The 20,546-nt window shown below is 68.7% G+C and carries 19 protein-coding genes, 1 tRNA gene and 1 pseudogene; 6 read left to right on the top strand and 15 right to left on the bottom strand.

Annotated elements, in window-relative coordinates; genetic code table 11:
• Positions 1-87: 87 nt before the first annotated feature.
• The 3 genes from ASF27_RS19885 to map form a co-directional block, all read right to left on the bottom strand.
• Entirely contained in the window at positions 88-1,542 is a 1,455-nt protein-coding gene (locus ASF27_RS19885; protein WP_056174555.1) for a circularly permuted type 2 ATP-grasp protein, read from the bottom strand.
• 180 nt (positions 1,543-1,722) lie between these two features.
• Positions 1,723-2,430, bottom strand: a complete 708-nt coding sequence (gene radC, locus ASF27_RS19880; RefSeq protein ID WP_056268593.1) for a DNA repair protein RadC — start codon at positions 2,428-2,430, stop codon at positions 1,723-1,725.
• Between the two features lie 39 nt (positions 2,431-2,469).
• Positions 2,470-3,300, bottom strand: coding sequence for a type I methionyl aminopeptidase (gene map / locus ASF27_RS19875; protein ID WP_056362848.1), 831 nt, complete (start codon positions 3,298-3,300; stop codon positions 2,470-2,472).
• 223 nt (positions 3,301-3,523) lie between these two features.
• On the opposite strand from map, the gene ASF27_RS19870 reads away from it, so the two are divergent.
• The 3 genes from ASF27_RS19870 (at position 3,524) to ASF27_RS19860 (ending at position 5,110) form a co-directional block, all read left to right on the top strand.
• Positions 3,524-3,778 (top strand): zinc-finger domain-containing protein, encoded by a 255-nt coding sequence (locus tag ASF27_RS19870; protein WP_056362846.1) that lies wholly within the window; start codon positions 3,524-3,526, stop codon positions 3,776-3,778.
• 5 nt (positions 3,779-3,783) lie between these two features.
• Entirely contained in the window at positions 3,784-4,971 is a 1,188-nt protein-coding gene (locus ASF27_RS19865; protein ID WP_056268590.1) for an FAD-dependent monooxygenase, read from the top strand.
• A gap of 52 nt (positions 4,972-5,023) precedes the next feature.
• A tRNA-Leu gene (locus ASF27_RS19860) sits at positions 5,024-5,110 on the top strand.
• Between the two features lie 240 nt (positions 5,111-5,350).
• On the opposite strand, the gene ASF27_RS19855 is transcribed toward ASF27_RS19860, so the two are convergent.
• The 7 genes from ASF27_RS19855 to ASF27_RS19830 form a co-directional block, all read right to left on the bottom strand.
• Positions 5,351-6,220 (bottom strand): DUF4336 domain-containing protein, encoded by an 870-nt coding sequence (locus ASF27_RS19855; RefSeq protein WP_347379642.1) that lies wholly within the window; start codon positions 6,218-6,220, stop codon positions 5,351-5,353.
• A 94-nt stretch (positions 6,221-6,314) separates the two neighbouring features.
• Positions 6,315-7,214: a WecB/TagA/CpsF family glycosyltransferase gene (locus ASF27_RS19850; protein WP_244481070.1), complete on the bottom strand. Its 900-nt coding sequence runs from the start codon at positions 7,212-7,214 to the stop codon at positions 6,315-6,317.
• A gap of 11 nt (positions 7,215-7,225) precedes the next feature.
• Entirely contained in the window at positions 7,226-8,713 is a 1,488-nt protein-coding gene (locus tag ASF27_RS19845) for a GumC family protein (RefSeq protein WP_162238660.1), read from the bottom strand.
• Between the two features lie 268 nt (positions 8,714-8,981).
• Positions 8,982-9,806: a polysaccharide deacetylase family protein gene (locus tag ASF27_RS19840; protein WP_056303339.1), complete on the bottom strand. Its 825-nt coding sequence runs from the start codon at positions 9,804-9,806 to the stop codon at positions 8,982-8,984.
• A 4-nt stretch (positions 9,807-9,810) separates the two neighbouring features.
• A complete protein-coding gene (locus tag ASF27_RS22615) occupies positions 9,811-9,960 on the bottom strand; it encodes a hypothetical protein (protein ID WP_162238659.1) in 150 nt (49 codons plus the stop codon).
• Positions 9,961-10,160: 200 nt separating this feature from the next.
• Entirely contained in the window at positions 10,161-11,117 is a 957-nt protein-coding gene (locus ASF27_RS19835; protein WP_056362841.1) for a DUF6492 family protein, read from the bottom strand.
• Positions 11,118-11,194: 77 nt separating this feature from the next.
• The gene (locus ASF27_RS19830; RefSeq protein ID WP_056174568.1) at positions 11,195-12,556 is read right to left on the bottom strand and encodes an oligosaccharide flippase family protein; all 1,362 of its coding nucleotides are present in this window, start codon (positions 12,554-12,556) and stop codon (positions 11,195-11,197) included.
• A gap of 248 nt (positions 12,557-12,804) precedes the next feature.
• Between ASF27_RS19830 and ASF27_RS19825 the strand changes: the two genes are divergently transcribed.
• The 3 genes from ASF27_RS19825 to ASF27_RS19815 are packed head-to-tail and all read left to right on the top strand — an operon-like array spanning position 12,805 to position 16,234.
• On the top strand, positions 12,805-13,866 hold the full coding sequence (locus tag ASF27_RS19825; protein ID WP_244481069.1) for an endo-1,4-beta-xylanase: 1,062 nt from the start codon (positions 12,805-12,807) through the stop codon (positions 13,864-13,866).
• Positions 13,863-14,819, top strand: a complete 957-nt coding sequence (locus tag ASF27_RS19820; RefSeq protein WP_244481068.1) for a glycosyltransferase — start codon at positions 13,863-13,865, stop codon at positions 14,817-14,819. The genes ASF27_RS19825 and ASF27_RS19820 overlap by 4 nt, the downstream gene beginning before the upstream one ends.
• Positions 14,816-16,234 (top strand): O-antigen ligase, encoded by a 1,419-nt coding sequence (locus ASF27_RS19815; RefSeq protein ID WP_244481067.1) that lies wholly within the window; start codon positions 14,816-14,818, stop codon positions 16,232-16,234. Before ASF27_RS19820 ends, ASF27_RS19815 begins: the two co-directional genes overlap by 4 nt.
• A gap of 115 nt (positions 16,235-16,349) precedes the next feature.
• Here the strand turns inward: ASF27_RS19815 and ASF27_RS19810 are convergent, their stop codons facing one another.
• From ASF27_RS19810 to ASF27_RS19800, 5 genes and pseudogenes are all read right to left on the bottom strand, one after another.
• Complete coding sequence (locus ASF27_RS19810) at positions 16,350-17,537, bottom strand: glycosyltransferase (protein ID WP_244481066.1); 1,188 nt, start codon at positions 17,535-17,537, stop codon at positions 16,350-16,352.
• A 54-nt stretch (positions 17,538-17,591) separates the two neighbouring features.
• The gene (locus ASF27_RS19805) at positions 17,592-18,545 is read right to left on the bottom strand and encodes a hypothetical protein (RefSeq protein WP_244481065.1); all 954 of its coding nucleotides are present in this window, start codon (positions 18,543-18,545) and stop codon (positions 17,592-17,594) included.
• Between the two features lie 544 nt (positions 18,546-19,089).
• A complete protein-coding gene (locus tag ASF27_RS22515) occupies positions 19,090-19,302 on the bottom strand; it encodes a hypothetical protein (RefSeq protein WP_156398821.1) in 213 nt (70 codons plus the stop codon).
• A 308-nt stretch (positions 19,303-19,610) separates the two neighbouring features.
• Positions 19,611-19,706, bottom strand: a pseudogene (locus ASF27_RS23300) (IS5/IS1182 family transposase); the annotation flags it as partial.
• Positions 19,707-19,716: 10 nt separating this feature from the next.
• Complete coding sequence (locus tag ASF27_RS19800) at positions 19,717-20,526, bottom strand: IS5 family transposase (protein ID WP_056362832.1); 810 nt, start codon at positions 20,524-20,526, stop codon at positions 19,717-19,719.
• Between the last annotated feature and the right edge of the window lie 20 nt (positions 20,527-20,546).

The following is a 20,546-nucleotide window of genomic DNA, read 5'->3' as shown; positions in this document are numbered from 1 at the left end:
AACCGTTGGGCTGAAGGGACTATGCGGAGGCGATGACGGGTTGGGAAGCGCGCAGGACCCGTGCCGCATTCGGACGGGAGGGGATTGTCAGGCGTCGAGGACCCAGGTGTCCTTGGTGCCGCCGCCCTGGCTCGAATTGACCACGAGGGACCCTTCCTTCAGGGCGACGCGGGTGAGGCCGCCGGGCACGATGCGGATCTCGTCGGAGCCGCACAGCACGAACGGGCGCAGGTCGACGTGGCGCGGCGCGACCCCGGAGGCGACGAAGGTCGGGCAGGTGGAGAGGGCGAGGGTCGGTTGGGCGATGAAGCCGTCGGGTGCGTGCTTCAGCTTGCGCCCGAACTCCTCGATCTCGCGCTTCGTCGCGTGCGGGCCGACGAGCATGCCGTAGCCGCCCGAGCCGTTGACCTCCTTCACCACGAGGTCCTTGAGGTTGTCCATGACGTAGGCGAACGCCTCCTTCTCGCGGCAGCGATAGGTCGGCACGTTGTGCAGGATCGGCTCCTCGCCGGTGAAGAACCGCACGATCTCGGGCATGTAGCTGTAGACCGCCTTGTCGTCGGCGATGCCGGTGCCGACGGCGTTGGCCAGCGTCACGGTCCCGCGCTCGTAGGCGTTCATGAGGCCGGGCACGCCGAGCACCGAGTCGGGGCGGAACACCAGGGGGTCGAGGAAGTCGTCGTCGAGGCGGCGGTAGAGCACGTCGACCCGGCGCGGCCCCTCGGTGGTGCGCATGTAGACCACGTCGTCCTTGGTGAAGAGGTCGGAGGCCTCCACCAGATCGACGCCGAGCTTGTCGGCGAGGAACGAGTGTTCGTAGAACGCCGAATTGTAGCGGCCGGGCGTCAGCAGGGCGACGGTGGGGTCCCGCGTCGCGGTGGACGGCGCCAGGGATCGCAGGGTCGCCAGCAGGGCGTCGGGATAGTTCTCCACGGGGGCCACGCGGTGGCGTGAGAACAGCTCCGGGAACAGCCGCAGCATCACCTCGCGGTTCTCCAGCATGTAGGAGACGCCGGACGGCGTGCGGGCGTTGTCCTCCAGCACGAAGAAGTCGTTCTCGCCGGTGCGGACGATGTCGATGCCGGCGATGTGGACGTAGAGGTCGTGCGGCACTTTGAAGGCGCGCATCTCCATCCGGTAGTGCGGGTTGCGGTAGACGAGATCGGCCGGGATGATGCCGGCCTTGATGCATTCCTGGGCGCCGTAGATGTCCTTCAGGAACGCGTTGATGGCGGTGACGCGCTGCTTGAGGCCGCGTTCGAGGAAGCTCCACTCCGGCTTGGTGATCACCCGGGGGATGATGTCGAACGGGATCAGCCGCTCGGTGGATTCGTTGGCGCCGTAGACCGCGAAGGTGATGCCGATGCGGCGGAACAGCATCTCCGCCTGGCTGCGACGGGTGTTGAAATGCTCCGGCGGCGTGGTGTCGAGCCACGATTTCAGGCTGTTGTACGCCTCGCGCACGGCCGCATCGTTGAGCGTCCCTTCCTTCAGGATCCCGTCCGGGAACCCGGTCATCTCGTCGAACGCAGCGAGCGCCATGTGCGCCTCCCCTTAAACGCCAAGTTCCAGGCAAGAGGCGCGCCAGGGGCGGACCGACCGGCCGTTCGAGGTCTCGACGGACCCCTTCGAGGGTACGCTAACACGCGGAACGCGAGGCGGCACGGTGTCTCTCACGAAACGTGAAGGCGTCGAGGGCCGGATGTTTCGCGGGGGTGACGGTCAGATCAGCTTCAGGCCCTTGAAGCTCGCGTGGCCCTCGCGCCCGAGGATCACGTGGTCGTGAACCACGATCCCGAGGGGATCGAGCACGCCGACGATGTCGCGGGTCATGCGGATGTCCGCCGCCGACGGGGTCGGGTCGCCGGAGGGATGGTTGTGAGCGAGGATGATGGCGGTGGCGGAGAGTTCCAGGGCGCGCCGCGCCACCTCGCGGGGATAGACCGGCGTGTGGTCGACGGTGCCGCGCCCCTGGACCTCGTCGGCGAGGAGGTGGTTGCGCCGGTCGAGGAACAGCACACGGAACTGCTCGCGCGCCGCGAACGCCATGGTGGCCCGGCAATATTCGAGCACGGCGCTCCACGACGACAGCAGCGGCCGGGCCGCGATGGCGCCCCGCGCCAGCCGATGGCCCGCCGCTTCGATGAGCTTCAGGTCGGCGATGACCCCGGCGCCGATGCCTTCGATTTCGGCAAGCCGGGCCGGTTCGGCCGAGATCACCTCGGCGAAGCTGCCGAACCGGCGGATCAGCGCCTTCGCCAGGGGCTTCACGTCGCGCCGGGGAATGGCGCGAAACAAGGCAAGTTCGAGGAGCTCGTAATCCGGCAGCGCGTCGGCGCCCCCTTGGGCGAAGCGGGCGCGCAGGCGGTCGCGGTGCCCGAGGTAATGCGGCTCGGCCGCCTCGGTCCCGGTCGCCTCGCCGGCCGGCAGGGGAGGGTCGGACGGTCGGCGGGCGCTCACGGGACCGGCTCAGGCCGCCGGATTGACCGGCTGGTGCAGGCCCTTCGGCGAGAAGGTGAAGATCTCGGCCCCCGTCTCCGTCACCGCCACCGTGTGCTCGAACTGGGCCGAGAGCGAGCGGTCCCGCGTCACCGCCGTCCACCCGTCGGACAGCACCTTCACGGCGGGGCGGCCGAGGTTGATCATCGGCTCCACGGTGAAGAACTGGCCGGGCTTGAACGTCACGTCGTAGCTCGGCTCGGCGTAGTGCAGGATGGTGGGCGCGTCGTGGTAGGTGCGCCCCAGCCCGTGGCCGCAGAAGTCGCGCACCACGGAGCAGCGCTCGGCCTCGGCATAGCTCTGGATCGCCCGGCCGATATCCGTGGTCGAGCCGCCGGGCTTGATCGCCGCGATGCCGCGCATGAGGCATTCGTGGGTGATCTCGCACAGGCGCTGGGCCTTGCGCGACACCTCGCCGACATAGGCCATGCGGCTCGAATCGCCGTGCCAGCCGTCGACGATGAGGCAGATGTCGAGGTTGACGATGTCGCCCTCGCGCAGGGGCTTGTCGTTGGGAATGCCGTGGCAGACCACGTGGTTGATCGAGGTGCAGATCGATTTCGGGTAGCCGCGGTACAGCAGGGAGGCCGGGTAGGCGCCGTGGTCCATGGCGAAGGTGTAGGCGAGGTCGTCGAGGGCCTCCGTGGTCACGCCCGGCGCCACGGCCTGCATCAGCACGTCGAGGGCTTCCGCCGTCAGGCGCCCGGCCTTGCGCATGCCCGCGAACCCCTCCGGCCCGTGGATGGGCGGCTCGGGCGAACGTCGTCCGGTCTCGGAGACGGCCTGATCGTTCTGCGTCATGGGCGGGCGTTTCGTGGCTGGCCGGGAAAGATCCTCTGTACGACCCCGCGCTCGCGAGGCCAACCCTTGCGCGAGGCCAACCCTTGCGCGAGGCCAACCCCGCCGCGAAGGAAGACCGGCATTCGGGCCGGGCTAGGCGCCGGGCCGGGGAGGGGCTAGACACCGTGTCTCCACGAACGGGCGCCCGGACGGGTTTCGACGGGCCGGCAGGCAGGACGGGACGATGGCTGACAAGGCGGTGCCGCACTTCCACAACGACCTCGGGGTCGCGGTGATCCATGTCGGGTCGCGGGAGTTCATGTGCATCGGCGCGCGCCCGCCCTTCGACCATCCGCACGTGTTCCTCGACATGGGCACGGACGACGAGATCATCTGCCAATACTGCTCGACGCTCTATCGCCACCGTCCGGGCCTGAAGGCCGGTACCGCCGACCCGGCGGCCTGCGTGTGGGACGAACGGACCCCGGCCGCCGCCTGAGCGCCGTGTCCTCCGTCGGTCCGAGTCGGATCGCCATCGTCGGCGCCGGGATCGGCGGCCTCACGGCGGCCCTCGCCCTGGACGCGGCCGGCCACGAGGTCACCCTCGTGGAGCGCCGCACCGGATTCAGCGAGGTCGGCGCCGGCCTCCAGCTCTCGCCCAACGCCAGCCGCGTGCTCATCGGCCTCGGCCTCGGAGCGGCCCTGCGCCGGGCCGCGAGCGAGCCGCCGGGCGTGGTGGTGCGGGCGCTCGCGGACGGGCGCCAGCTCGGCGCGATCCCCCTCGGCCCCGCGCATCGTGAAAGTTTCGGCGCGCCCTACTACGTGATCCATCGGGCCGATCTGCAGACCCTGCTCCTCGATGCCGTGCGGGGTCGTGCCGGTATCCGCCTGCTCATGGGCCGCGACGTCACCGGCCTCGTCGAGACCCGGGACGGCGTCAGCCTTACCCTGGAAAGCCACCAGGGCGCCCGCTCCGAGACCTACGTGGCCGACCTCGCGGTGGGCGCAGACGGGGTGCGCTCGCGCCTGCGCGGCCACCTCGACGCGGTTCCCCTGCGCCCGTGGCGCGCCGCCGCCTGGCGGGCCCTGGTGCCGCGCGAGGCGGTACCGCCCGAACTCGCCGCCGACGCCACCGGGCTGTGGCTCGGCCGCGACCGCCACGTGGTGCACTATCCGATCCGCGGCGGCAGCCACCTCAACGTCGTCGCCGTGGTGCCCGAGCGCGCCGGGACCGACGATTGGGGCCAGCTCGGCGAACCGGCGGTCCTGCGCGCCCGCTTTCCCGATGCGGCGCCTGCGCTGGCCGCGCTCCTCGGCGTGCCGGATTCGTGGCTGGTGTGGTCGCTCGTCGACCGTCCGCCGGCCAAGCCTCTGGCGCGCGGACGCGTCGCGCTCCTGGGCGATGCCGGCCATCCGATCCTGCCGTTCCTGGCGCAGGGCGCGGCGCTCGCCATCGAGGATGCGGCGATCCTGGCGGCCTGCCTCGGCACGGCCCCGGTGCCGGAGGCGCTCGCCGCCTACGCCAAGGCGCGCCGGGCCCGGGTGCGCAAGGTCCGCGCGGCGGCCCGCGCCAACGGCCGCAGCTACCATGCCGGTCCCCTCGTCGGCCGCGTGCGCAACATGGTGATGCGCCGCCTCGGTCCCGCCGGCATGACCCGCCGCTACCGCTGGCTCTACGGCTGGACGCCGTGAGGGCGAATGCCTTGATCTCGGACGCCCGCCCCGCTACCGCAGGAACCGGTATGCGGACGTGGCGAAACCGGTAGACGCACGAGACTTAAAATCTTGCGGCCGCAAGGCTGTGCGGGTTCGAGTCCCGCCGTCCGCACCATTTCGTAGACATCGTGACAGCCACTCTGGGAAGCCAGGCTCACGCAGGTCGCGGGACGATGACGTCCGACGATCCTTGTTTAGACGGAGACCTCAGGGTCGTACGAGCGTCCAAACGCGAAGTTGATCCGTGCTTGTCCTGCGGGCGGCGCGACGACGTTCCACGCATCGCCATCGCGCGTCGGAAACATGCGTGGGGTGTCGGGTGGGCGAACGGGCGTCGTCGGGGCGGTCGCCCATCTCAGCGACGCCTGCGGTCCGCATAGACCAGCGCGGCGATCATCCCGACGACGGCGACGCTCGCCAGGACCGTGGAGATCCTCGGTGCGGGGCTATGCACGGCGGGGGAGACAGAGGTCCGCGCCGGGCCGCTCGCTTGCCCGAGGGCCCATCGCAGTGAACGCCGCAAATCCCCTGCCGCGTCGTGGCGGAACCACTGCCCGTGCGCGAAGATCACCCGGTCCGGTTCGAAGGCCACGAGCCGCTGGGCGGCCCGCGCCACCGCGCGGCGGTTCGCGCCGAGAAGCAGCCTGAGGTAGAGCGGCGCCCGGCCATCCGGCGCCACGATCCCCAGGGCATGGGCGAGGGGGCGCACCGGGATCGGGAGTAGATCGGCCTCCAGGTTGATCACGAGGTCGGTCAGAAGCAGCGTCCGGCTCGGACGGTGGAACAAGCAGATCTCCCGGAACACCGGCCCGGCGACCAGGACCTGGTCGATTTCGCCCGCCCAGACACGGGGTGGGAAGTTCGACAGATCGGCATCGATCCGGACGCCGGAGCGGCGAACCTGGCCCCGGTCCCGGAGGCCGGGCACTGCCCAGGTGATGGCGTTGGGGCACGCCGCCTGCCAGTTTTGAAGGAACATCCAGTGGCCGACGCTCGGGGCGACGAGATGTCCGATGCGCCCGAGCCGTTCCAAGGCGCGCTGGAGGAGCGGATCGTGGGGAACCGGCGAATGCAGCAGCAGCTCACCGCCTGCGAGGCGCAGCACCGTCATGCGGATCGGCAGCGGCATGCCCCCCGGATGGACGGGCGGCGCGTCGACGATCCAGACGCCTTCGGCGACCTGTTTGGGCGTGTTCAGCGGCGGATAGCTGATTTCGTGCGCCACGCCTCAAGACTCCCGTCGACGTTCCCGGTCCCGAAGAAACGTGGGCTCGCGCCGATGGCTCCGCCAAGCGGCGAAACCCGGCAACGAAACCCGGTCAGGGAACGCGCCCGAGGCTCGGTATGCGGGCGATCACGGCGCGATACAGGCCCGTGCGCGCCCGCAGGAACGGCCGGCTGTGCGCGATCATCAGGAAGATCGCGTGCGGGTTCGTGGTGACGTAGCGCCAGAAAAGCCGCGACGGCTCCTCCTTGATTCGCCAGAGCCATTCCAGGCTCCAGCGCTGCATCCAGTGTGGCGCGCGCGTGCGGCTCCCCGACAGGAAGTTGAACAGCCCCCCGGAGGTCTTGATCATCCCGACATGGATGAGCAGCGGGCTGAACTCGTAGACGAAAAGCTGCTCGCGCGGCACCCCGAGGGCGAGCCAGAGGATGTCCGGCCTGAGGGCGTCGATCTCGCGGACCTTGTTGCGGAGCGCTTCGCCATGGAGATACCCGTGCGAATGTCCGACGATGCGGATGCCGGGATGGCGACGCCGGACGTTCTCGACGGCGCGTTGGTTCTCAGCCTCGCTCGATCCGAACAGGTAGAAGGTCAGGTTCCGGCGGATCGCGCCCTCGGCGACGCTGTGGAAGAGATCCGTCGTCGCCACCCGCTCCGGGAGGGCATGCGTCCCGATGAAGCGGGACGCCACCACCATGGGCTGGCCGTCGGCATTGACGAGATCGGCCTGCGCCATGATGCGGGCGAAGTCGCGATCCCGGGCGAAGCGCGACAGGACCTCGCCGTTGGCCGAGGTCAGAAAAAGCGGAAGGTTCGGGCGCGGGCGTCCCTCGGCGGCGGTGAGCATCAGCTCGGCCGTTTCCGCCATGCTGAGGACGGCGATCGGCATGCCGCCCAGGGGGGTCGTCTGCACTGCTTTCATGGGATCCGTCGCCAGATCCGCTGGTGCGTCGTCGGACAAACCGGGGGCCGGGCCGGTTGCGTACTGTGCCACGGGATCGGATCTCACGGGTGACCTCCGACCGCAGCGGACAGCCGCTTCGTACCGGTGTCGGTGATCGCCCGCGCCGTCGGCGGACGCTGCCGCGCGGCCGTGATCGCGTCGAGCGTACCCGGTTCGGCCTCGGCGGGCGGGCGCATCTCGCCCTTCAGCCATTCTCCCCCGAGGGTGAGGGCGACGCCGACGAGAAGCCCCGCGACGAGCCCGAACAGCGCGAGGGTGATGGCCGGCGGCGGATAGCTTCGGTAGATCGGCTTGACGGCCTGCGTGATCACGCGGGCATTGCCGACATCGAGGCGGGCCTGCTGGCCGATTTCCCGCGCGCGCAGCAGGAATGCCTCGTAGACCGCGCGGCTGGCTTCGACCTCGCGGTCGAGTTCGCGCAGCCGGATCGATGCCTGGGCGAGGCCCACCGTGTTGCCCTTGGCCGCGTCGAAGCTCCTCTCCAAGGCGGTCACCGTCGCGAGGGCGCGGGCGAGATCGGTGCGGGCAGCCTGTCCGTATCGCGTGATCTCCTGTTCGATGAGCTGGCGCGACAGCCGGATCTGCGAGGCGATGGAGGTGACCTGGGGGTGACGGGGCCCGAGGTCGTTGGCGAGTTCGGCCTGCTTGCGCGAGAGTTCGGCATACTGGGCACGCAGGGCGGCGATGGCCGGGGAGGCGAGGGCGGCTTCCGTCGCGCCGGCGTCGATGCGGGCTTCCTTCATGCGCTGGACCCCGTCGACGCGGGCCTGGGCGTCGGCGGCACGCACGCGGGCTCCGGCGAGCTGGGCGTTGAGCTGCGTCAGCTGCTGGTCGGTCACCAGCACGTCGCGGGTGCCGATCAGGCCGTTCTCGGCCTTGTAGGCCTGGACCCGGCTCTCGGCCCGGTTGACGTCCTCGCGCAGCTCCACGAGCCGGGCCGAGAGGCCGGCGGTGGCGCGGTTGGCCGCCTCGGCCCGGTTCGCGGCGCCCACGGCCAGGTAGGACTCGACCACGGCGTTCGCGATCAGGGCCGCCTTGGCGGCCTCGCGCGACGTGGCCTCGACGTCGACGATGAAGGTCTTGCCGGTGCGACGCACGGCGATGCGCTTCGTCAGGGCAGCGAGGGCGGGCGTGGCCCCGGTCTCCGCTTCCGGAGGGAGCGGGGAAGACAGCCCGAGGCCCTCGATCAGAGATCCGAACAAGCCGGGTGCCTTGCTGGTCCCACCGAATTCGGGATCGGCCTCGAGATCGAGCTTCTCGACGACACGGCCGAGCACGCTGCTCGACGTGATCACCTGTGCCTGGCTCTCGACGATGGTGAGGAACCCGGCGGAATCCTGCCCGACCGTCGTCAATTCCTTGTCCATGAGGCGCAGTTCGCGCGGGTCGATGTAGATCTGCGCCACCGCGGTGAAGCGGGGCGTCGCCGCCTTGCCGACCGCGAAGGCGAGCAGGGCGCAGACCAGAGCGCAGCCGGCGATCGCCAACGCCCTCCGGCGCAGCAGGGCGTAGACGTGACGGACGGACAACGGACGGCCACCTGCGTTGCCGGCTTGGCTTCGCAGCGCAGGCCGGCGGTCGCTCGGATGATCTTCGTCGTAGACCAGCATCGAAGGGCTCCGTCGAGACCGGCCGCGGAACATGTCCCGCACCGGATTGCCGGTGTCATTCCCGGACCGATCCGACCCATTCCGGGACGGAAGCCGTTCTCGGGGGATGTCTCACCGAAGAGATCGCAACCGGCGCACCATCGGATGGAAGGAAGGCGGCAGGCCCGACCATCGTACCTCGGGCCGGTTAACGGGTCGGGTGCGTGGGGCGCGGGGATCGGTCGGCGGGCGAAGGGGCGGGGAGGGCGCGGCGCAACCCCTCCGCGACGGTGACGCAGGGGATGCCGCGAGCCGCGGCGAGGCGCAGGGCTGCCGAGAGGAGGCCCGGCGTGCATCCGTAGGGACTGGGACGGTCGACGACGTCGTGTCCGTAGAAGATCAGCCAGGCACGGCGGGCCAGAGCCGCATCCATCAACCCGGCGATCCGCGCCGGATCGGTCCAGACCTCCATGAGCGGGTTCGCGCGCAGGAACTGCAGGTCCGTGCGACCGACGTTGAGGCCCGGCACGATGCCCCGGCTCGAGCGGTAGAGGCCCGCCAGGGTACGCTTGGCCGTCACCGATCCGAATCCGTAGGGGAACGCGAAGCTCTCCAGGGGCAGGCCCGGCACGGTGGCCCGCAGCCGATCGCGGTTGCGGCGGGATTCGGCGACGAGCGCGGCGCGGTCCAGGCCCGGCACGAAGGCGTGACCGTAGGTGTGGCTGCCGATCTCATGGCCGTTCGTGTGTAAAGCCGCGATCTCGGCGTCGTCCGCCACGGTCCAGTACCGGTCACGCTGGCCTATCAGCCCGCCCGAGATGTAGTAGGTGCCCTTGGCGCCATGGTCGTCGAGCATCGCCGCCCCGGTGGTGCAGGCGCAGGTCGGGGCGTCGTCGAAGGTGAAGCTCACCAGCGGCGTATCTGGGGCGACCAGGGCCGGGGCCGTCCGCAGATGCCGTGCAAGGCGCTGCTGCAGACGCGTGCGCACGCTGGCGACGGGTTCGACGGTCCCATCGGGCAGAACCGAAAGCATGGCGCTAGACCGCCGCATGCGGACCGCCCTGCCTGCGCAGGACGAAATCGTCATCGCCGTATCGCGCATTCGTCGGATTCAGGATTTCGGTATCGAAGGAGAGGTCACAGGCGGCAAGTCGTGCTTCGCCTGCCGCCGCCATGATTTGATTCACCGTCCCCTCCGTCGTCGTACAAAGCCTGCCCTGGAATGGGACGACTCCAGGGCCGCAGCGTCCCGTTCCGGACAGATGCCCCACCGTCATTCTTTCCAACGGGGTAGTCATACCCTAAAGGTGCCCAACGGGATTATGCACGACTCGTGGGATAGTTTTACAACTCTCTTTTCTCTGTGACTGATTCAGGGATATTTTACTCACACTTCGACGTTGTTATGCTTAATATCGTTCTGTTTTTCCGTCGCCTCGGCATAGAACGTACTCAGTGCCGCTCGAATCGTCGCAACCGGTGTCGAGCCGAACGACTGTATACAGAACGCCCGCTCGCGCGGGGTCGAAGTCCGCAGCATTGCGAGGATGTCGGGAAGGCTCAGTTCATCGGCTTCCCAGTGGGTCCGCGTGAAACTCTCGTGCGTGACCGCGTGGCGCGATCCGGCGATGGCCGACGCCGCGACGAAGGCGCCGTAGATCATGTACTCCGAGAAATCCCGGTCCCGGCACATGGCCGCCACCCAATCGCGGCCCGACACCGTCTCGATCCGGGCGGTCATGTCCCGAACGGTGGCCTGATCCCAGACGATGATCTGATCGATGTAGTCGTTGGCGGGCAAGGCGGGCACCGGCGTCGCCAGGAGGCGGGCGGCGGTGGCGACCCACAGCTTGTGCCGCGGCCGATCCTGCGTGACCCCGCCGACATGGACATGGAACGGCGTCGGGTTCGGATGCGCGATCCGGCCGAGGTCGAAATCCTTGAAGAAGCAGACATCGGAATCGATGATGCAGAAGCGTGCCTCAGGGAGCGAGCGTGCGGCCTCGATCTTCACGAATTGTTGGACGTGCCAGCCACTGACCGGCCGACCGTGGAGGGACCACCAGTAGCGGCGCCCGCGCCAGCGCAGGCCGAAGATCGGCCGCAGCCAGGAGGGCATGAACTGCGATTTGGGCAGGATCTGCCGATCGGCGCGGGCACAGGGCGCGAAGAGCTGCAGGTCCTCGTCATCGACGATGACGTAGTGCCGGCCGCGTCGCGGCATATGACGGTCGATGCTGTCGAAGAGCACGGTGCAGCGATCGAGATCCCCGCGGTGGCTGATGGTGATCAAGCCGACCGATTCGGGCCGTCCGGGAATGGCGACTTCGCCTTGGTCGCGCATATGTGCCTCCGTCGAACCCGCCCTGCAACCTCGGGCTGGCCCCGTCTCGGAGACCGGGGGCCTCCTGCTCGCGATCATCATGCGGCGTTCCGAGTCAACAAGCCGTACACGGCGAGGAACGAGAGCCCGTAAATCAGCGCGGAGGCCGCATTCAGCCCCAGGGTCCAGGATTCGGGGGCCGGGAACAGGGTGATGAGGGCCGCAACAGAGAGGGCCTTGATCAGCACGAGGGTGCCGGTGATGGCCGCGCGCAGGCCGAGATTGCCGAAGCCGAACAGCAGTTCGCTGTGGAACTCAAGAAGGTTGCGCACCGCCGGTACCACGAGGACGACCGTGAGCATTCCGTAGGCGGCCGAGACGTTGGTCCCGAGAATGTTCGGCCAGATCGACAATAGGGCGATGAGGGCGAGGAGGCCGCCGGTGGAAATGCCGGCGATCACCACCTCGATCCGCATGCTCTCCCGCAGCAGGGCCTTGGTGACCCGACCGGCCTGAATGAGCTTGCGCGAGTACATCATGTACATCGGACGTAGCGGCACCGCGGTGAGATCGATGAGCCGGATGGTGATGGCGTAGATGCCGGCCATGCGCTCGCCCGCCAGGGACAGGATGATGATCTTGTCGATCTCACCCTGGGAGAGGAACAGGAAGTGCGACAGGGTATAGTACAGCCCGTCGCGGAGCTTGCCCCGCACCAGCTTGGGCCGCAGGCGCATCCGGACGCGCGGATGGAAAACCACCACCAGCACGACGACGGCGACGAGGTTGCCGACGAGATAGTACAGGCTCCACCTCTCGGCATCGCCGCCGCCCATGGCCCAGAACGCCACCGCCGCGGCGGCGCGAAAGCCGACCGGCAGCGACACCAGGGTCGAGGCGGCCCCGAATCGGCCCAGACCGCTGTTGACCTGGACGAGGAGCTCGATCTCGCGCCACAGGGCGATCTCGACCACGATGATCGCGAGATAGCCCGGCAGCGCGATCACCTCGCGGAAGAGCACGAGGTAGAGCAGGCCCGCCAGCGCCAGCATGATCGGCAGGGCGAGGGCGGAGCAGGCGTAATAGGCGGCGAGATAGCCGCCGAGGGACGAACGCCGTCGGGCCGCCGCGCGCATCACCGCGGATTGGAAACCGAAGCCGGCGAGGCATCCGATCAGAACGCCCGCCGCCGAGACGGTGGCGAACACTCCCATGTCGGCGAGACTGAGGGTGTTGGCGAGCAGGAAGAAGTACAGCACCTGCAGGACGAGACGGCCGCCGGAGCCCGCCAGCAGCTGGAAGTAGCCGAGAACGGCACCCCGGTGCGTCGCGAACCGGGACAGTGCGCGACGTCCAGATCCGGGACCCTGCCCCGGAATGGGATTTTGTCCCGGGATGGGACGGCCAGGCGGTACGGCGGGCCCGGCCAGTGTCGGATTGTGAGACAGGGTGGCGGTCATGGGCCGGGTGTCCGCAGGCGCCGTGCCAGGATATCTCTGCTCCGATCGAGCGCGTGCCGGGTACCGCGGGGAGGGGTGGCCGCCCCGGCTCGACATTCCCCGCCTGATTTCCCCCGCCTGATTTCCCCCGCCTGAATTCCCCGGCCTGAATTCCCCGGCACGACGTCTCGGACCCGAACTTGCAGTTCCGTCGGCTTGGAAGCCACCGAGGTTTCACGATGACACAGTTCGGTCCCACACGGCGGACGATGATCGCTGGCGCATTGGCCGGATCGGGCCTGCTCGCCCGCGATCCGTCGGCCCGTGCGGCCCCGGGGGGGCCAGCCCGCATCGAATCGGTGCGCGCCACCTACGGGGCCGCCGTACGGGGCGATGCGCTGGCGAACGACCCGGCCTATGCCCAGGCCCTCGCCGAGCGGTGCCGCCTGATCGTGCCGGAAGGCAGCTTGAAATGGCCGGTGATCCGACCGAACCGCGATACCTTCGACTTCGCCGATGCCGACCGCATCGCGGCGTTCGCGAGCCGCCTCGGTATCGGACTGCGCGGGCACACCCTCGCCTGGTACGGCGCCATGCCGGCCTGGACCGACGCGATCACCTCCCGGGCCGAGGCCGAGCGGGTGCTGACGCAGCACATCGAGAGGGTGGTCTCGCGCTACGCCGGACTGATCACCTCCTGGGACGTGGTGAACGAGGCGGTTCCGGACGACCCCGCCGCGGCCGGCGACCTGCGCCCCTTCGTCTGGAGCAACACTTTGGGGGCGGATTACATCCCCATCGCGTTCCGCGCCGCCGCCGCGGCCGATCCGGCCGCCCGCCTCGTCCTCAACGAGTACGATCTTGAATACGTCGGGGCGCGCTTCGAGAGCCGGCGCGCCGCCCTGCTGCGAATCGCGCGCCGCCTGGTCGAGTCCGGCGTGCCGCTCCACGCCATCGGTCTCCAGGCGCACCTCTTCGCCGATCGCCGGATCGACCGGGACGGACTGCAAGCTTTTCTTCGTGAGATCCGTGCCATGAACCTCGATGTTCTCGTGACGGAGCTCGACGTGATCGACGCCAGCCTTCCCGGCGACGTGGAAACCCGCGACCGGCGCGTGGCCGAGACGGCCCGGACGTTCCTCGCCGCGGTGCACGAGGTCGTGCCGCCGAGCGCGATCCTCACCTGGGGCATCAGCGACCGCTACACCTGGGTGCCGACCTACTTCACCCGGTCCGACGGATTGCCGAACCGGCCGCTCCCCCTCGACGCGAGCATGCGGCCGAAGCCCTTGATGGCCGTCCTCGAAGACTTCACCCGGAGTGCCGCGTGAGCCCGAACCGCGCCGTGGATGCCGCCATCGACATCGTCGTGTGCGTTCCGACCTTCCGTCGCCCGGACTGGCTCGCACGGACCCTCGATTCCCTGGTCGCGCAGACCACCCATCGCCCCTTCGCCGTCGTCGTCGTCGAGAACGACGCCGGGGCGCGGCAGGGGGCTGACGTGGCGGAGGCGTACTTCGCGTCCGGCCGCCTGCGCGGGCTCGCTCTGGTCGAACACGCGCAAGGCAATTGCCACGCGATCAACGCGGCCTTCGGCACCGCCCTCGGGGCCTACCCGGCCGCCCGGTTCTTTCTGATGATCGACGACGACGAATGGGCCGAGCCGACCTGGCTCGAAGCCATGGTGGCGACCGCCGAGCGCACCGGCGCGGGCGTCGTCGGCGGTCCGGTCATGCCGCAGATCGCGCAGGGCGGCCCGCCCGCCCTCGCGCGCCATCCAGCCTTTCGCCCGGCCTTCGACACCAGCGGCCCGGTCCCTGTGATCTACGGCAGCGGCAACTGCCTGATCGCCCGCTCGACTTTCGTGCGGCTCGGGCTGCCGGCCTTCGACGTCGCCTACAATTTCCTCGGTGGCGGCGACACCGACTTCTTCATGCGGGCCCGGCGAGCCGGTATCCAATTCCAATGGGAGCAGGGGGCCGTGATCAGCGAGACCGTCCCCGTCGCCCGTACGACCTTGCGATGGCTCGCGGCGCGGGGCCTCCGAATCGGTGCGATCAACTACAGGATCGACCGCAAGCACAGGCTGGGCGGGATCGGAGGCGTCGTCATCGCGATGAAATCCGCGGTGATCCTGAGCCTTTCGGTGGGGCGTAGCCTTCGCATCCTCGCCAAGACCCGCCAGCTGACCTTCGCACTTCATCCCATTGCCGTTGCGGTGGGGCGATGCCTCGCCAGCATCGGCATCGAGCCTCAGCCCTATCGCGCGGCCACGCCCAAATGAACGTTACGCGGCCCGCATTCGGCCAGCGTGACGCGTCCGAGGGGCGCCGCGGGAGCGACGCTCACCACGCCCGGGCCGATGCGGCCGTGCCCGGCGAGGCGGCGGTGTCGGCGTCCGACATGGCCAAGCACCTGCACGAGCGCGTCGCGAATCTCTCCGTGCCGCGCCTGCTCCGCCAAACGGTGTTCCTGGCGACGCTCCTGCTCGCCTGGATCACGCTGAAGCCGTTCGCGGACCTGTCGCGCCTCGACGCGGCGGACCTCGTGACCGGGCAGGAGACCGTCACCTACGCCACCTACGGCCTCCTGGCCCTCGCGGGCTTCCTGCTCGTGGTACGCGACCACGGCCGGGCACTGGCCTCGCTGGTCCTGCCGACGCACGTCGCCCTCGTCGGTTGGCTGGCCCTGAGCGTGATCCTGTCCCAGGATCCCACCACCTCGATGAAACGATTGGCGCTGACCGCGGCGGTGATGCTGCTGACCGCGAGCCTTCCGCTCCTGGCGCAGACCCGGGCGGAGTTCCGCACGCTCCTGGCCGTCGCGACCCTCGGCCTCCTCACGGTCTGCTACGTCGGATTGGTGGTCGCCCCCGATCTCGCGATCCACCAGCCGCGCGACCTCATGGAACCCGCCCTCGTCGGCAACTGGCGCGGCGCCTTCGGCCACAAGAACGCCGCGGCCGCCGTGATGGCGATGTTGCTGTTCGTCGGCCTCGCGGTGATGCGGACCGGAGGGCGCGTCTCCGGTCTCGCGATCCTCGGCCTTGCCTGCGTGTTCCTGGTGGGCTCGGAGGGCAAGAGCGCCTTCGCGCTCAGCCTCCTGGTGTTCGTGCTGACCGGGGCCTTCGCGGCGATTCGGAGCTTTCGCGGGCGCCTGCTGATCACGGTCGGACCGATCGTGCTGATGAACCTGTTCACCGTCGGGACGGTGATGAGCGATGCCATCGCGTCGATCGTTGGCGCATTGCCCATCGACGCGACCTTCACGGGCCGGACGGACATCTGGCGGTTCGTTATCGAGAGTATCGCTGCGCGCCCCATCGCCGGCCACGGCTTCGCGGCATTCTGGGGTACCCAGACCCTGCGCGACCTCTCGGACGACGGCGCCACCTGGGCCGGGTACGCCAGCCACAGCCACAACGGCTACCTCGACACCACCCTGACCCTCGGCGCCATCGGCCTCGTGCTTCTAGTGCTGGTCTTCGTGATCGGCCCGCTGCGCAACTATCACCGGCTGCAGACGGAAACCGGAAATGCCGGGCCGTTCGCCACGATGTTCCTGCAGATCTGGTTGTTCGGGCTACTGCTCTCGACCATGGAGAGCTTCTTCTTCGATCGGGGCGACCCGATCTGGCTCATGTTCCTGTTCGCGGTGTTCGGGCTTCACTATCTGGCCCGCTTCCGAACGCGCCGGTGAACGCGGAGCCGGCGCCAGCCGGGTCCTTGGATATCAGGATCCCGCGATCCCAAGATTCCAACACGATGCTAAGCCAGGCGTCCTCGCGGCCGGTCTCGTCGTAGGGCCCTGAGCATCAGGTCTCCGGCGCGCCGAGCCGCCGGCGGCCACGGTCCGGCATTCGCGCCCGCAGGCCGTCCGCCGCGTCCCGGAACCAGGCGGCGCGGTCGATCTCCGGCAATCGGGTCGGACGGGCGCGCGCCCCGAGCACCGCCTCCGCGTAGGCCTCCGCCGGCGCCCCGCGCGGGACAGGCAGGATCGCGCCCGCCGCGAGGAGTTCACGGTAGCGGGGATGATGATCGAACTCGTCGGCGCGCATCGGTGCCGTGACGACCACGGGCCGGCCGGCCTGGACGCAGGCGAGCACGCTGGCGCGCCGCGCCGTCAGCCCCTCGGGCAGGACGTACGCGAAGGCGTCGACGGTCTCGAACAGGCCGAACAGTTCCTCCGCCGAGGCGACGTAGCCCGAGACGACGACCGCGTCCTCCAGCCCGAGTGCGGCGACCTTGGCATCGAAGACGCCCTCGATGCCGTCCGAGGCCTTGATGAAGGATCCGATGAACACGAGGAGGGGGTCTTCGCCCCGCGCCGCGAGGGCCGCCGCGATGTCGAGGACCGCCTCCGGCTGCTTGCCCGGGTAGATCGAACCGAAATGGCCGAGGACGACGCGGCCCGCCCGCCGGGCGGCGAGGAGGCGCTGGCGCAGGGGGCTGTCGGCGATGCCGGCCGGGCGGCTCAGGTTCGGCGGCACCGGCATCAGGGCGGCGCGCCGCGCCAGGAACCCCACGAGGGGATCGGCGGCGAGCTCCTCGCGCACCTGCGGCGAGACGAGGAAGATCGTGTCGGACAGGAGCAGCAGCGGCCGGAGCACCAGGCGGCGCAGCCGGTGCAGTCCGGCCCATTCGTGCAGGATCGTGAGGCAGGCGCGCCGGCGCAGCTTGGCCAGGGCGTAGACCGCAAGGGGCCCGAACAAGGCCCGCTTCCAGGCGACGACGGGGAAATTCGCCACCACCGCATCCGCGCGGCCGATGGCGGCCCAGGTTTCGGCGAGTCGGAACTGGCGGGGCTCGATGGTCAGAGCGTTGTGCACGCCGGGCTCGGCCGCCCGCAGCGTGTCGAGGAGAAGCTGGCTGAAATCACCGATGCCGCAGGGCGGGTGTCCCGCTCCGAGCAGGTGCAGGCTCGCGACCGGTGTGGCCGACCGATGGGGCACAGGCTCGGAAGATGCCGCGAAGGCACCGGCGGGCGACGGAGGCAGGGTCACGGATCGCTCGCGGTTGGGGGTTGGAACCGTGCCCGATGGGGCGGGGGGCCGCGCTCACGCGCCGAACAGCACGCGCTCGGTGTAGCTCAGGTCGCCGATCGGAACGGGGTGCGGCCCGCGGGCGTAGCGGGGTTCGCGCCCGTGAAGGTAGCGGCCGACCACGCCCGGCAGCGGCCCGTTGGCATCGAGCATCACGAACAGGACGCCGTGCCGAAGCAACAGATACCGCCCGATCGCGCCGAGCCATGCCGCCAGCGTATCCGGCTCGGGTGCGAAGACGATCTGATAACATGCCAGGGTCGGGCTCGCGGACCAGCGTGGCACGGCCTTGATTCGATGCGGCTGCAGGACGACGGCCCGCGCCGTCGTGGCGTCGCGGCACACGAGGACGAGGGAGCCGTAGCCGGCATGGTCCAGTGCGAGTCCGCGCTCCCGGGGCGACAGGATTCCCGCATGGCCCTCGGAGAAGAGCTCCACCCGTTGCCCCCGCTGCGGGCGGCTCAGGCTGGGCACCGCCAGCAGCTGCCCGCGCACGAAGGCCCGGAAGCCGCGCGCCTCGTGGATCGCACGCGTGTGCACGGACGCGGAGATGTTGAGATAGGTCACGGACTTGTCCTGCATCGCCCGCCCGTCGAGGAGCGTCGCCGCCGCGCGGAACTTCGGATCGACGTACCAGCTCGACAGGTTGCAGCGCAGGTGGGAGCCGGTGGCATCGGCGATGCGCGTGTAGAGCGTCAGCAGCACGCCGACCGCCACCCCGTCGTGATCGAGGAGATACCCGTAGCGCGGAACCCCGTCCGGCACGCCCCGCGCGACGTGACGGGTGAGGCCGTCGCGCCAGTACGCCTGCGTCCGTTCGGGAAAGCCGGCCGCGAGCAAACCGACCACGGTGTCGAGATCGGTTTCCTCGATGGGACGGCAGCGCAGGGCACCCGGACGCGGCGCCACTGGTACGGAACCCGCGCCCGGACCCGGCGCGGGTTCCGATTCCGGGGAGGACGAAGTCATGGCCGTGCTTCCTTTTCGAAAGGATCTGCCACGTTGGATGATCCTCCCTTAGAATACCGGTCGCTAACACTTGGTTAGGGCGGGCGTCGCGCCGATGGCGGCGTCATACCCGGCCAAGCCAACTGGAACGCCCCGGACCCGAAGGCAGCGCGGGACCGGTCCGGGCCCTTGGCGAAGCGGTTCGATCGGACGGAGACCCTGCCTATCGAAGGTTTGCGGCGGCCCCTATCGCCGATCGCGGCAAACTCTCCCGGCGTTCCAGCCCGCGATCATTGAATTCGGACACCGCGCGGACGTGTCGGACCGTCAACGAGCGGTCCGACGGTGCAGCCTTCGCGGAGGTGGCTTGAGGGGGGCAGCGAACGATCAGGGGGAATGCCGCATGGGCGGTCCGCGGCGCAACGCCGGCCACGATGGGATCGTGCGCGATCATGGGAGGCGTTGGCCGAGACCTGTTTACCTCATCGTCACCGGGATATCCTTGCGTGCCCAACCGAGTACCCAGGCCAAATTCCGAATATCCGGTGGAACGCCTGGAAAGCTGTCAGGATGCATCCGTGTGCGTGTCGACGAAAAATCCCTGATCTTCTTCGATGAGAATGGGCAGGACATACGTTTCGATCACACGATCGGCGGCTTCAATGACTAGAAAAATCAAAACCGAGACCAACGAAGCAACGGATAGAACGATAAGAAGACAAACCAATGAAAAACTTGCTTTGATTCCCCAGGCATGAGCGCGGCTGTCCTGGTTCATTTTTTCGGCACCTGCCACAGGAAATATTCGTCGCGTCGAAATGCTCACATTTTTATGCTCGAAACAACATCGCATTTAGAGGAATTTTCTACTTAGGCCAGGATACCCACAGCGCGCCATCGTACGCCTTTCGGTGAAGACTATACTTCCGGGCGTCAGCCTTGAAAGAAAAAACAAATAGTCGTCATCGAGTGGACAAACACCGTGCAGGGTGGGCCAGACACGATCGTGTCTCAGTGCCGTCAGGTTCGATAGGCGTTGTAAAGCGAACGTATTCGTACCCTTGCGTCAGACGCCTTTAGAGGCTGTTATGAACCGCTTGCCAGTTGAGCGGCCTGTTTGAGCATGAGGCAGACGAAGGCGACGATGTGGAGATCGGCGAGTGTGCTGGGATAGCGCTCGTANTAGAGGCTGTTATGAACCGCTTGCCAGTTGAGCGGCCTGTTTGAGCATGAGGCAGACGAAGGCGACGATGTGGAGATCGGCGAGTGTGCTGGGATAGCGCTCGTAATCCTTGACGAGGCGGCGGAAGCGCGTCGCCCAGGCGAAGGAACGCTCCACGACCCAGCGGCGCGGCAGGAGGATGAAGCCGCGCTTGGCCTCCGGGAGTTTGACGACCTCCAGTTCGAGGCCTTGCTCGCGGGCAGCCTTGGCTGGCTTTTCCCCGGTATAGCCCTGGTCGACATAGGCCAGATCGACGCTATCCCCGGTGGCGGCCTGCACGGCCTCGGCCAGATGCCCGACCTGGGCACGGTCGTCGACATCGGCGGGGGTGACGTGCAAGGCCAGGAGATGGCCCAAGGTGTCGACGGCCAGATGGACCTTCGAGCCCTTTTTGCGCTTGGCCCCATCGTAGCCGGCCCGCTCGCCACTCTCGGGCGTCGAGCGAAGGGTCCGACTGTCGAGGATGGCTGCGCTTGGCTCAGGAGAACGCCCGGAAGCTAAGCGCAGGAGCGCACGCAGATCGTCGGCCAGTTGCTCGAAGCAGCCTGCCGCCAGCCAGCGCTGCGCCTGCTGATAGACGGCTTCCCAGGGCGGGAGGTCGTGGGGCATCCACCGCCAGGGTGCACCCGTCTTCACCACGTAGCGCAATCCGTTGAACGCCTCGCGAAGTGAATACTCGCGCTGCCCCGCATCCTCGCGCAGCAGCGTCAGGTACGGCGCGACCAGCGCCCATTCATCATCGGAAACATCGGACGGGTAGGCTTGGCGCGAAGAGGTCATGCCTCCTCATCTGRATTCCA

It is taken from the genome of Methylobacterium sp. Leaf102, from assembly GCF_001422425.1.
Taxonomy (GTDB): domain Bacteria; phylum Pseudomonadota; class Alphaproteobacteria; order Rhizobiales; family Beijerinckiaceae; genus Methylobacterium.
Note: the sequence above shows the minus strand (reverse complement) of the source record. Positions and strands in the feature narration are given on the sequence as shown.

What these genes read in the sequence shown, in the direction of transcription:
- ASF27_RS19805 (WP_244481065.1), bottom strand. Translation starts at nt 18,545, where the DNA reads ATGACTTCGTCCTCCCCGGAATCGGAACCCGCGCCGGGTCCGGGCGCG.
- ASF27_RS19800 (WP_056362832.1), bottom strand. Translation starts at nt 20,526, where the DNA reads ATGACCTCTTCGCGCCAAGCCTACCCGTCCGATGTTTCCGATGATGAA.
- ASF27_RS22515 (WP_156398821.1), bottom strand. Translation starts at nt 19,302, where the DNA reads ATGAACCAGGACAGCCGCGCTCATGCCTGGGGAATCAAAGCAAGTTTT.
- ASF27_RS19830 (WP_056174568.1), bottom strand. Translation starts at nt 12,556, where the DNA reads ATGACCGCCACCCTGTCTCACAATCCGACACTGGCCGGGCCCGCCGTA.
- map (WP_056362848.1), bottom strand. Translation starts at nt 3,300, where the DNA reads ATGACGCAGAACGATCAGGCCGTCTCCGAGACCGGACGACGTTCGCCC.
- ASF27_RS19885 (WP_056174555.1), bottom strand. Translation starts at nt 1,542, where the DNA reads ATGGCGCTCGCTGCGTTCGACGAGATGACCGGGTTCCCGGACGGGATC.
- ASF27_RS19835 (WP_056362841.1), bottom strand. Translation starts at nt 11,117, where the DNA reads ATGCGCGACCAAGGCGAAGTCGCCATTCCCGGACGGCCCGAATCGGTC.
- ASF27_RS19825 (WP_244481069.1), top strand. Translation starts at nt 12,805, where the DNA reads ATGATCGCTGGCGCATTGGCCGGATCGGGCCTGCTCGCCCGCGATCCG.
- ASF27_RS19815 (WP_244481067.1), top strand. Translation starts at nt 14,816, where the DNA reads ATGAACGTTACGCGGCCCGCATTCGGCCAGCGTGACGCGTCCGAGGGG.
- ASF27_RS19840 (WP_056303339.1), bottom strand. Translation starts at nt 9,806, where the DNA reads ATGCTTTCGGTTCTGCCCGATGGGACCGTCGAACCCGTCGCCAGCGTG.
- ASF27_RS19870 (WP_056362846.1), top strand. Translation starts at nt 3,524, where the DNA reads ATGGCTGACAAGGCGGTGCCGCACTTCCACAACGACCTCGGGGTCGCG.